The following is an 11,648-nucleotide window of genomic DNA, read 5'->3' as shown; positions in this document are numbered from 1 at the left end:
GGCGCTTTTTGTACGAAAACAGTTTTATAGAGCTCAATACATCACTATTAATAAATCCTTAAAAGTGTGTTTATTATTTGATTTTGTTTGATTTATAGTCAAAGATAGAAGGAACAATTAGTAACGAGGTCAAAGGAATGAAAATAACCTACCTGCTCTACAGCATTTTTTATTTAAGCATTTGTTTTCTTTTCTATTTTGAACAGCTCTCCACCACTGCTGCAGCAATTATAGTGCTGTTATCTGCAATTTTTTATATAAAACCAGCAAAATCTGAATCAGCAAATAACAATTCGTCACTAGGTGCCGTGCAGTCGTTCAATAACAAAATTGCACAAAACATTACCAAAGCCACCTCAAAAAATGCCATAGGCGCAGCTGAAGTGTCATTTTATGTTGATAGCTTATCTAAAGAAATAGACGCTTGTTATAACGAGAGTGAAACTGTCGGGCGTGCCACACACGAGCTTTCACAAAATAGTACTGAACTCAGTGACAGCATGACCACTATTAATCAAGCAATGGTACAAACAGCGCAAGCCTCAAGCTCTGCCGATAGCCGCTTACAAACGGCCACCAGCCAAATTGATTCGTTATCAGGCTCTATAGATAAAGTGGCCCAGCAATTAGATTTATTATTAAAAAGTGCCAGTGATATACAAAGCATTACCCAAGTTATTCAAAACATTGCAGAGCAAACCAACCTACTTGCCTTAAATGCAGCCATAGAGGCCGCTCGCGCAGGTGAGCAAGGTCGTGGTTTTGCGGTTGTTGCCGACGAAGTGCGCAACCTTGCAAATAAAACCAATGAAGCAACCAAACAAATTGCTGACATGCTCACAGACATCAACGCCAACAGTATAAAAACCAATGAAGATATGAAGCAGGTTTCACAGCAAAGTATTTCTGTAAAATCAGAGCTTGAAAACGTGACTCAATCCTTTTTAACAATTAACCAAGATATTGGTGCCTCATCTACCGCGCTTGATAGTATGCATCAGTCTGTTTCTGCATTTCAGCATGCAACCACACAAATAAATAGCTCAGTCACTAGTATTAGTAGTTTATTGGGCGAAGTTACTAAAAAAGGCAGTACAATTTCTCAGCAAGCGTCTTCTTTATCGCTGGGATCAGAATCAATATTTAGAGAGCTTGAAAACATAGAGTATGACGCATTCTTTAAACCAATTCTGACATCAGCTAAACACGCCAGTAAAGCAATTGGCGAATGTTTTGAGGGTTGGATCCAAAGCGGAAAAATAACCCAGCAACAACTTTTTTCGCAAAACTATAAACCCATCGAAAATACCAATCCAACCAAGTACACAACCGATTACGATAAACTTACAGATCAATCATTGCCGGCTATACAAGAACCAATACTGGAAAATAAAGACATTATTTTTGCAGGAGCCGTTGATACAAAGGGCTACTTTCCTACTCATAACAAACGCTATAGCCAAGCTCTAACCGGTAACTTTGAAAAAGATTTAGTAAACAACCGTACTAAACGTATTTTTAATGACCCGACAGGAATTCGCTGTGGTAGCCACACCGAAAGCTTTTTATTACAAACCTATAAACGTGATACCGGTGAAATACTGCATGACCTCTCGGTGCCAATTTATGTAAACGGTAAACATTGGGGCGGGTTTAGAATAGGGTTTAAGAGTACAAGTCATTAATTAATATAAAAAGGGAGACATATGGTCTCCCTTTTTGTAAGTGATGTGTTTATTTTTTAGAAAACAGCATACGTTTAAAGGTATTATCAGCCAAAATGTAATGATGAAATAATGCAGCCGCCGCATGTAAGCCTATTACGTAATACCCCACTTCGCCCGCAGTTTCGTGTATTTCTTTAATGGTTTTACCCAGCTCTTTGTTTTCACTTGCCAATGGAGGCAGCTCTAAACCAAAAAATGGCACAGGTTTACCTGCTAAACTCAAAATTAACCAACCAGCTATAGGCATAGCAAACATAAACACATACAGCGCAAGGTGTACAAATTTAGCTAACTTATCTTGCCACTTTGCAGGCTCAGGGTGTATGGCTGGTACCGAGCCGCCCACTACACGCGCAACTACCCTCACGCTGACTAAAGCTAAAACCGATAAACCCAACATAAAATGCCACATTTTAAAGGCATCACGGGTTTCAGTGCCTTTATCAAATAATTCACGTAACTCTATACTGCCGTAAACAGTGACTATTAAAATAAACATAAGCCAGTGTAAGGCTATAGAGAGTGTATTGTAATGAGTTGTTGTGTTTTTAAAATTCATAAGGCCTCTTTTAGTGAAGAAACGCATTGAGTAATGTGCTCACTTTATGCGTAATAAATTTGCAATAATAGCCTAGCGTATAATCACGCATGCTTTACTGATCTAAAACATAAAATGCGTTACTTCTTAATCATATTGTTTATTTGTTAGCTAGAAATTTAGCGTACTTTATTAAACTTAAAATAAACTTATGTACTATTAAAATTAAATAGCAGACATAAAAAAACGGCAACTTTACGTTACCGTTTTAAAAAATCATTCGTGTTTAAACGTATTAAACCGCTGCAATTGAAAGAGTATCGAGTTCAGCTAATAGAGTAGCGAATGCTTGTAGAATTGGCTCTTTTGATGTCTGAAGTCAAGATTTGATAATCATATAGAAAGCTCCTCGGGTTTTTCGATACAGTTGTGTTGACCAAAACATAAACTGAAACCGAGGAGCTTGGTATGAAACTATATGGTGGAATTGACTTGCATTCAAATAATTGTGTTATTGCTATCATTAATGAACAAGGTGAAACACTTACCGTTAAGCGTTTAAATAATGACATGTCTGTCATTTTATCTTTTTTAAGTCCTTATAAAGACAACTTAAAAGGGCTTGTTGTCGAATCAACATTTAATTGGTACTGGTTAGTCGACGCTTTAATAGATGCATAATTTAAACTTCACTTAGCTAACCCCCGCTGCAATTCAACAATATTCAGGCTTAAAATATGCAGACGACCACAGTGATGTTTGTGTAAAATGGGCGAAGCCCATACACAAACGGAGCGACGCAGTTTTTGTCGTGTGCATACACTTGTTAAGCTTTGCTGAATACAACATTAGTTTCAAATTTAAATAGCTCGTTTTTTCCCACACCTTCATTTTCGAATTCGACATAAATTTCGCCAACTACACAAAAGCTAGCATCTTCATTTTTGAAAATTTCTAACTTTTTAACGTCACACCAATTATGAGCAGTACCAACATATATTGAACCTTCTGCATCAGGATATGACTCGTGCTTCAAATTCAGGCCATCTAAGTCATCTGGAGATGAGATACCCAACTTATACCAGTCCAATATTATTTCGGTTTTCACTGGTTGTTCTTCGTAATCTAAGCCTGAATCAAAAGGCTCTAAAGGAATACTTATACGATGAAACTGCGTATTTTCTAAGCCAATATTTTCGTTTTCGAACCAGTACGCCTCAATGCTTCCTTTAAGCGCCTTCGTTTTACTCTGTAGTTGAATACTGTCCATAACTCTCCGAGAAGCTTAACGCCCAAAGCAGCGAGCGAGGAACGAGTCCGACTGCCTTTGTTTGTTATACATTTTCACCAACTGACTCTACTTGTGTATTAAGTATTTGGCGCATCATAATGAGTGAAAATTTCACCCCGTCTTTTTCTTCGATCATATCTTTAAGATGTATTTTGTTATTACCGTATTCTTCAGGAAAACGAATGCTCATATAAGTCATGCGTTTTTTATCTTCTTCCCAAAAGCGATACTTCACTTCACCGTGACCTGCATACTTCTTAAGGAAGCGGTCAATCGTCAGGCCTTCTTTCTGCCAATTAACTAGCTCTTTACTTGCCCACACCTCATCCCACGTTTCAAATAAGGGGAAATGAGCGAGTATGTTACGTACGAACTTAAACAGTGGGCCTCCAATCTCGGATTCCATCGGAGGTCGCTGTATCTTTATCGCTTCAAGCACATGCTTGAATGGTTCGTAGGATAAAAGCTCCGAGTAAACTGCAAAGATACTCGATACCTTGCCAAACCTATAGCAACTTTCTTTTTCCCAGAAATTATCCTCCATGATCTCATCGTACAAGTCGTAAAACCGATTGTATCCAAGACTGAGGAATAACTCTTCAGATTTGTTAGGTCTCGCTTCCATTGCTCAATCTACCTAGATGCATAGACATAATGACTCCCACACGGTGTTAGCCTCCGCTTTTCGTGGGTTAGCTTAATTCAAAGCCAGAGCCATAATTAGTTTGTCAAATAACTAAACAGCAGAGGCTAACATGAATAAACATAGCATACTTTTTATCGGTCTTGATACACATAAAGAATTCAATGAAGTCGCCTATATTGAAGAACATAGAGGCGCTCAACCTGTTCACCTTGGTCGATTTTCTTCTTCCAAAAAAACAACAAACATGACACCCACTTTAATTTAACAAGCAAAAGCTAAGTTCTTATATTTATTTTATAGGTTAATAATTTATGCTTTACGACTACGTTACTTTCGTTTCATCCAGTAAATAAGCAATTATTACTCTTAAATCTAAATTCCACGCATAAAAATAACTGCATGATGCAGTTTCAACCTTTCTACTGAGTAATTTAAAGTTTATGCTAATAGCTTTTCACAATTACTTGTATTGGCTCGCCGTTTTCGATTCAAATTTTCACAATAACTTGCTTGTGAGGTCGGCCGGCCAACTGCGCCGTGAAATACGCGTTTAAATTGTGTGGTGAGTTTTAACCAGTTTTCAGGAGATATATTGAGTCTTTCCAGTAAAGGAAGTTGGGTGTTATCAATATGGCCGCGTTTATCTTCTCGCATTATTCGTCCTGTTAGCTCAACAAGTTCGAGGTACGACTTGAGCTCAAACGGCAGCCCTTTTGGCATAATTTGACGCGGCATACCTGCAAAGCGAAGTAGTTGTTTTGGCTGCTTGCCTTCTTTTGCGTATATTAAGCGTTTTTGTACACTGGTATGGTGAGACTCTTCTGGAGTGATAGCCATCTTAGCCCTAATAGGGTTTAAATCGACGTATGCAATACACGCGGCAAGCGCCGCTTCATCAAGGAGTGCTTGTGATTTAAAGCGACCTTCCCATAAATTTATAGGGAATAAATTTGAATGCCGTTAGGCAGCCCGAAGGGTGAGCGCCATGGATGGCAGCGAATAAAACCTGCCAGTGCAGTTATCTTCTTTATTAGCTCTGCGCGCAATGTCTTCATTTAACGACCGCATAAACCAGCTAATACTTGATAAGCGCTCTCGGTATTCCTTTACTGTTAGATTAAAAAAGATAAGTTCGGCTTTGCTTAGCTTTTCACCTTGTATGTACCTTTGCGTAAGTACGGTGCCTTTGCACAGCTTGTGCCAGCGAATAACAATCGCTTTGTCATTTAACCTATTAGCTTTCTTATCATCTACATACAACACTAAATGCGTGTACTTCAGGCATCCTGCCTTCCGCCCTCCGGGCCAGCTGCGCTGTTGTAAAATGTTCCAACATTTTGCTGGTTACTCATAACAGCATAAGCATAGACGTCAATACAAAATATCTTCGCTAGCTCAAGCAGTTTGTCTTCAACCCACACTCTGCGATGCTCGTAAGATTGACCCGTAAAATGGTCTTCTCCACATAAAATGCACGGCGTACGCAACGTGATATACAGTGGTAGTACTTTGTATCAACCAAACTTACTTGACGCTTTCTTGCGATTGCCATAAGACACCCTGCTTTTTTTCACACTGATGAAAGCCTAGTACTTAGTTCGCCAAACTAAAAAAAGAGTGGGTGTCAAGTTTGTTTTTATGGGTAACCCCTTTGGTTAAACGCACTAATCAACTGATTGTACTTGGAATAACCTCATACAATTTCTACCAATTTTTTCTTTACCGCTGCAACTAAATTGTGCAACATCAAATTTAACCAAAACATTAGGATTATTACATTCAGGGTTAGTGCAATTGATGGAAGCGTTTTCAGCAGGACTGTTAAAGTAGGATGTTTCTAGTTTCTCAGAATAATTATATTCAGTAACTTCGATTTTCTTATTAGGCATGATTAATCCTTTCTTTGCTTTATGGCTAATGCCTCATTAAGAGGCAAAAAATTGTTGGCTAAAATTAGCTACGAAGGAGCAAAAGCCAACTGTTTTTGTCCTTTTAAACGACTTGTTACATTGCTCTACTTCTTACTAATCGCTGTCTTTAATAAATCGAGGATAGCTACATTTGAAACTGGTTCTTCTACTTTTTTCTCTTGAGAATTATTTAAGCCGAAGAATTTTTTAGTTAGCTCCTCTTTCACTTTATTTCTTGTATCTTCAGGTAGTTTTTCTAAATATGGATCTAAAGAGGCAAGTTCAAGCTCTGAGCGTCTATTATGATTCTCCAGCAATCTATGTTTTGCCGATTCTTTAGCTGCATATGCTGCTGGAATTGCTAAAGCTAAAGCCGCACCGATTCTAAATAGCGCAAGTTTCCAATCAAAACCATTTGTAGCAGAAATAAATATAGTAAAGCCAATAACAGCGACCATTGAAATCATTAACCATAAGGCAATATTACGCCATTTATCTGCGGCTGCTTTTTCAATATTAGCAATATTCTGGTAGTTACCAGTGATTCCAATATTCCCAATGATTTGAAGTAAATTAGATGCTTCTTCCTTCTTTTCTTCAAGTACGTCAAGTACGCTTTGTGCATCTGTTTTTTGTGATTCTAGTTGAGCTGAGAATGTCTCATTTTGTTCGCCTATTTTTTCTTGAAGTATACCTTCCGTGCTTTCAATTTTATCATCTAGTTGAGAATTGAACTCTTGAGTATAACTTTCATATTTTTCTTCAATTTCACTAACGGTTGAATCAAATTTATTTGTGAAATCAGTTTCTGTATTCTCAAACCTTTCAGTGAAGCTGCTTAATGAGGTTTCAATCTTTTCGCTATGACTCTGAATTTCTGAAACCAAATTCTCTAAATTTGATTTTTGATTAACAGCATCTTCAGAAATAGTGGTAATAGATGCATCCAAATTATCTTTTGATTCTTTTATTTCTGATAGTGACTCTTCAGCTAACGATTTAAATTGAAGCAGTGATTTGGTAAACGATTGTTTAGAAATAGGAAGGCTCTGCATTGGAAGCGCAATAAGTTGAGCCATTGCATTATCAATATGCGATGAGGTGTTATTTAAGTGTGCAACGTTTTTATTCGCAATATAATTGTTAAGTTCAGAGATTAAACTCTGGATATAACTATTGGTGTTATTAAGATGCCCATGATTAACTAATGCTGGAATTAGATTCTCAAGACAGGTTTCTGCATATAATTTAAGTTGAGCAATTCTGTCAATATGCTCAAGAACTGATAAGTCATCCGTTTTAAGAGTTTCATCAGATAAGCGCTCCTCTAAATTATCTAAAGTGGCATGTATCGCATGATTTTTGAATTTATCATCCCATTGAGACATTTGAACTCCATTCTATGATTGCAATGTAACACTTTATCTAAGGACACTTTCCTCTTTTCATGAGCAATGCAAGTCCTCTTTATTATTTTTTAACATTAGTAACAAAACCTGTAACACATTGCCAGCTTTAAATTTTAAGTCAGGCTGTTATTTAAATAATCTGCAAAAAAGAGGAAAACATCCTCATTTCTTAACTTAAGAAGAAAAACACCAGCACTGTATATAATCACAGATATCGATATTTAAAATGAAAACTAAATCCCCTAGTAGACACTAAAAGAGTGGCAGCGAGAACACAATCAACCGCATTAAACGCAATCGCTTATTTTTATATAAGCATATTATAAAAAATGAGCTTTCATTAGATTTAAATTTTGTTAAAAGCAACCGCAATCAGAAACTTCCCGTCGTGCTTTCACAGGTTGAAGTATTGCTATTTTTTAAAAAATAAAAAACGACATTATTTAAAACAAAAAAGCACAGCCCAAAGAGCTGTGCTTTCAATAATTAAACTAGATCTAACAAAGTTATAAACGTATGCCGCCGTCTATCTCTACTACTCGACCAGTAAAAAAGTCGTTTTCGATAATATACTGTGCGGTATGGGCTATTTCAGCGGTTTCACCTAAGCGCCCTACGGGCGTTACAGCAAGCATGCGTTGTTTTGCTTCGGGCTTCATTACATCGGTCATTGCGGTGCTAATAACACCTGGGGCAATGGCGCCAACGCGAATACCAAAACGGCCAAGCTCTTTAGCCCATGTAGTGGTTAGTGCCACAACACCGGCTTTTGAGGCAGCATAGTTAGTTTGGCCAATATTACCCGCACGCGCTACGCTCGACATATTTACAATTACGCCACCTTTGCCTGATTCAATCATGTGGCTTGCAGCTTCGCGCCCTGCTAAAAATACACCTGTTAGGTTAACGTCAATCACTGATTGAAATTGTTCAAGCGACATTTTTTTAACCACTTTGCCGTCTTTGGCTTTTATAAACATACCATCGCGTAAAATGCCGGCGTTATTAATTAATACCCCAATGTGGCCAAAGTCACTGTTAATAGTATTAAAAACGTCTTCAACTTCGCTCTCAACGGTTACATTGGCGCTGTAGCCTTTAATAGTGCCTGTTACGCCTGCTAATGCAGATAGTTGCTCGGTTGCTTCATTTAATTGGGCTTGCGCCATATCAATTAAGGCAATATTAGCGCCCATTAAGGCAAACTTTTGCGCCATTGCAAAACCTAAGCCTTGTGCGCCACCGGTAATAACTACGGTATTATTTTTTATTTCCACAATACTTTCCTACTTCGAAAACAATTTAAAAATGGCACTAAAATCATCACTGCCTGCACCTTGGTGCTGCATCATAGTGTATAAATTTTTAGCCATTGAGCCCATTGGCGTCAGTGAATTACTTTGTTGCGCCGCTTCCATAGCAAGGCCTAAATCTTTAGCCATTAAATCAACCATAAAGCCGGGTTTATAGTCGTTACTAGCTGGTGCGGTTTCCATAACACCTGGGCAGGGGTTATAAAGTTCTAACGTCCAGTTACGACCCGAACTTGCGCTCATTATGTCGCTGAGTACTTTTGCGTCGAGGCCGTTATTAATGCCCATTTGAATGGCTTCACTGGTGCCTGCCATTAAAATACTCAACAGCATATTGTTACATATTTTGGCAACTTGCCCAGCACCAATATCACCAGCATGGAATATGTTTTTACCCATATCGACTAATACAGTATTGGCTTTATCGAATGCAGCTTGCTCACCACCAACGATAAACGTAAGCGTTCCTGCTGTTGCACCTGCTACACCACCCGATACCGGTGCATCAACAAACGCAATACCTTGCTCACTTAGGGCATGGCCAACGTCACGTGCTGATTGTGCATCTATAGTTGAACAATCAATCACTAAGGTACTTTTACTCAGTACTTTAATTAAACCCGATTGCTCGTCTGTGCCTAAATAAAGTGATTTAACATGTTTGCTTGCCGGTAGCATGCTAATTAGCACATCAGCCTCGTGAGCACAGTCACTGGCGCTTTGCGCCGCACTAGCCCCATGATTCACAAGCTCTTTCACGGCCTCTGCACTTAAGTCAAACACGCGCACACTGTGGCCTGCTTTAACTAAGTTTGCTGCCATTGGGCCGCCCATGTTTCCTAAACCAATAAATCCTATATTAAGTTTACTCATCGCTTTACCCTTGTAAATTTAGTTGTGAAAAGTACGGCTCTAGCGGATGTTGCTCGCCAAAGCGGTTTGCAAAAAAGCTCTCTACTACTTCTTTTGGTACATCAGCTAACGATTTAAACTGCCACTGTGGCGCACCATCTTTATCGATTAGTAAGGCACGTACACCTTCTTGAAACTCGCCCACTTCACCGGCACGAACCGACATGCCCAATTCCATTTTAAAACACTCAGCTAAGTTTTTACCTTTGCTATGTTTGAGCTGCTCACTTACTAAGGCACAACTTAAAGGGCAACCATGCGCCAACGATTTTTGTGCACGTTGTAGCCATTTGTCATCTGTGGTTAGGTTTAAAATGTAATCTACCTGCTGCTGTAAGGTGTCAAAGTCGCCTAACTTTTGAATTAGCGATAAGTTGGCTTTTAAATTGCCTTTAGGCATACGGCTAGAGTTGTTATCTAACTCAATAAGCAAGTTACTTAGCTTGTCGTGGTTTAAACTTGCTGTTTTACCCCATTTAGTATTGAGTAACGCTTCAACAAGCTCTGGGTATTTATCGGCATTTACAAAGTGATCGGCAAGCGATACAAGCTTAGCGTCTTCACAATTTATTGATGCCGAGGTCAGCCCTAAAAACAAACCAACATGCGCAGGCATTTTATGTAAAAAATAACTGCCACCTACATCAGGGTAAAGACCAATGGTTTGCTCTGGCATAGCAATGCGTGATGTTTCAGTCACTACGCGATGACTGGCACCGGCCATTAAACCTAAACCGCCGCCCATTACAATCCCGTTACCCCACACTAAAATGGGTTTGTTGTAACAGTGAATTAGGTAATCGAGCTGATACTCTTGAGTAAAAAATTCTTCAACCAGTGAGCTCGGTTTTCCCTCACTCATTGCTTTGTGTAAGCTCACTACATCGCCACCGGCACAAAATGCTTTTTCACCAGTGCCTTTAAGAACCACTAATGCAATGTTATCGTCTTTGTCCCATTGCTGTAGTTGCGGCTCGAGTAAGCTGATCATTTCAAAATTAAGGGCATTTAACGATTTAGGCGCATTTAAGGTTGCAAAACCAATGAGTCGGCCATTGTCTGTGGTTGCCGTTTCAAATACCACGGCAGCATCAGCTGAATTTAAACGAGTAAGTTCTGTCATTAGCCATTCACCCAAATAGCTTTACGTTTTTCTAAAAAGGCGTTCACGCCCTCTTGCTGATCTTCGGTATCAAATAAACCAACAAACAGTTCACGCTCCAGTGGCAATGTATTCGCCATTGGTTGATGACGCCCTTTTTGAATCAAGGTTTTACATGCAGCAACCGACGATGGACTTTGCTCTGCTACTTGATTTGCCAGTTTTAATGCTGCGGCAAAACTTTCACCTTGTGCAACCACTTCTTCTACTAAACCAATTTGCAGGGCTTTATCGGCTTTTAAGCGCTCACCGCATAAAATCATGCGTTTTGCCCAGCCTTCACCTACGAGCCATGCTAAGTTTTGCGTTCCACCAGCACACGGTAATAAACCCACTTTTGCTTCAGGTAACGCCATTTGTGCTTGCTCTTCTGCAATACGAATATCACAAGCAAGCGCTACTTCAAGGCCGCCACCCATTGCATAGCCATTAATGGCTGCAACCGACACACCTCTAAAATTAGTTAGCGCTTCAAACGCTTCACCAAATACACGTGACATATCTGCAGCTACACCTTTATCGCCACTGGCAAATACATTGAGGTCGGCACCGGCGCTAAAAAACTTCTCGCCTTCACCAGTCAGTACTAACGCATAAATATTTTTATTGGTATTTAATTGGTTAACCGTGTCTTTAAGCGCCACTAAGGTGTCTTTCGTCCAGGTATTCGCTGGCGGATTCGACATGGTTAAAATAGCAACATGACCTTCAATAGTTAATTCAATGCTAGGATTTGACAT

At 39.2% G+C, this 11,648-nt stretch carries 11 protein-coding genes and 2 pseudogenes; 3 read left to right on the top strand and 10 right to left on the bottom strand.

Annotation, left to right across the window (positions count from 1 at the left end; all coding sequences use genetic code 11):
- Nucleotides 1-137: 137 nt before the first annotated feature.
- Nucleotides 138-1,685: a methyl-accepting chemotaxis protein gene (locus tag PISS_RS07570; RefSeq protein ID WP_058154585.1), complete on the top strand. Its 1,548-nt coding sequence runs from the start codon at nucleotides 138-140 to the stop codon at nucleotides 1,683-1,685.
- Between the two features lie 49 nt (nucleotides 1,686-1,734).
- Here the strand turns inward: PISS_RS07570 and PISS_RS07565 are convergent, their stop codons facing one another.
- Nucleotides 1,735-2,286 (bottom strand): cytochrome b, encoded by a 552-nt coding sequence (locus tag PISS_RS07565; RefSeq protein WP_058154583.1) that lies wholly within the window; start codon nucleotides 2,284-2,286, stop codon nucleotides 1,735-1,737.
- Nucleotides 2,287-2,733: 447 nt separating this feature from the next.
- Between PISS_RS07565 and PISS_RS07560 the strand changes: the two genes are divergently transcribed.
- Complete coding sequence (locus tag PISS_RS07560; RefSeq protein WP_058154582.1) at nucleotides 2,734-2,946, top strand: hypothetical protein; 213 nt, start codon at nucleotides 2,734-2,736, stop codon at nucleotides 2,944-2,946.
- A gap of 145 nt (nucleotides 2,947-3,091) precedes the next feature.
- Here the strand turns inward: PISS_RS07560 and PISS_RS07555 are convergent, their stop codons facing one another.
- Both PISS_RS07555 and PISS_RS19040 read right to left on the bottom strand, forming a co-directional pair.
- On the bottom strand, nucleotides 3,092-3,535 hold the full coding sequence (locus tag PISS_RS07555; protein WP_058154580.1) for a hypothetical protein: 444 nt from the start codon (nucleotides 3,533-3,535) through the stop codon (nucleotides 3,092-3,094).
- Between the two features lie 64 nt (nucleotides 3,536-3,599).
- Nucleotides 3,600-3,962 carry a hypothetical protein gene (locus PISS_RS19040; RefSeq protein WP_232311349.1) on the bottom strand — a complete coding sequence of 121 codons (363 nt, stop codon included), beginning with the start codon at nucleotides 3,960-3,962 and terminating at the stop codon, nucleotides 3,600-3,602.
- A 349-nt stretch (nucleotides 3,963-4,311) separates the two neighbouring features.
- Between PISS_RS19040 and PISS_RS07545 the strand changes: the two are divergent.
- A pseudogene (locus tag PISS_RS07545) lies at nucleotides 4,312-4,434 on the top strand (IS110 family transposase); the annotation flags it as partial.
- 206 nt (nucleotides 4,435-4,640) lie between these two features.
- Here PISS_RS07545 and PISS_RS07540 read toward each other — a convergent pair.
- The 7 genes and pseudogenes from PISS_RS07540 to PISS_RS07505 form a co-directional block, all read right to left on the bottom strand.
- Nucleotides 4,641-5,754: pseudogene (locus tag PISS_RS07540) on the bottom strand (transposase).
- A 112-nt stretch (nucleotides 5,755-5,866) separates the two neighbouring features.
- Nucleotides 5,867-6,091, bottom strand: a complete 225-nt coding sequence (locus tag PISS_RS07535; protein ID WP_058154575.1) for a hypothetical protein — start codon at nucleotides 6,089-6,091, stop codon at nucleotides 5,867-5,869.
- Nucleotides 6,092-6,216: 125 nt separating this feature from the next.
- Entirely contained in the window at nucleotides 6,217-7,500 is a 1,284-nt protein-coding gene (locus PISS_RS07530; RefSeq protein WP_058154572.1) for a hypothetical protein, read from the bottom strand.
- 527 nt (nucleotides 7,501-8,027) lie between these two features.
- Entirely contained in the window at nucleotides 8,028-8,798 is a 771-nt protein-coding gene (locus tag PISS_RS07520) for an SDR family oxidoreductase (protein WP_013464908.1), read from the bottom strand.
- 9 nt (nucleotides 8,799-8,807) lie between these two features.
- The gene (mmsB, locus tag PISS_RS07515) at nucleotides 8,808-9,707 is read right to left on the bottom strand and encodes a 3-hydroxyisobutyrate dehydrogenase (RefSeq protein ID WP_013464907.1); all 900 of its coding nucleotides are present in this window, start codon (nucleotides 9,705-9,707) and stop codon (nucleotides 8,808-8,810) included.
- Between the two features lie 4 nt (nucleotides 9,708-9,711).
- On the bottom strand, nucleotides 9,712-10,869 hold the full coding sequence (locus tag PISS_RS07510; protein WP_013464906.1) for an enoyl-CoA hydratase/isomerase family protein: 1,158 nt from the start codon (nucleotides 10,867-10,869) through the stop codon (nucleotides 9,712-9,714).
- Nucleotides 10,869-11,648, bottom strand: coding sequence for an enoyl-CoA hydratase (locus PISS_RS07505; protein WP_013464905.1), 780 nt, complete (start codon nucleotides 11,646-11,648; stop codon nucleotides 10,869-10,871). The genes PISS_RS07510 and PISS_RS07505 overlap by 1 nt, the downstream gene beginning before the upstream one ends.

It is taken from the genome of Pseudoalteromonas issachenkonii (genome assembly GCF_002310795.1).
Classification (GTDB): domain Bacteria; phylum Pseudomonadota; class Gammaproteobacteria; order Enterobacterales; family Alteromonadaceae; genus Pseudoalteromonas; species Pseudoalteromonas tetraodonis.
Note: the sequence above shows the minus strand (reverse complement) of the source record. Positions and strands in the feature narration are given on the sequence as shown.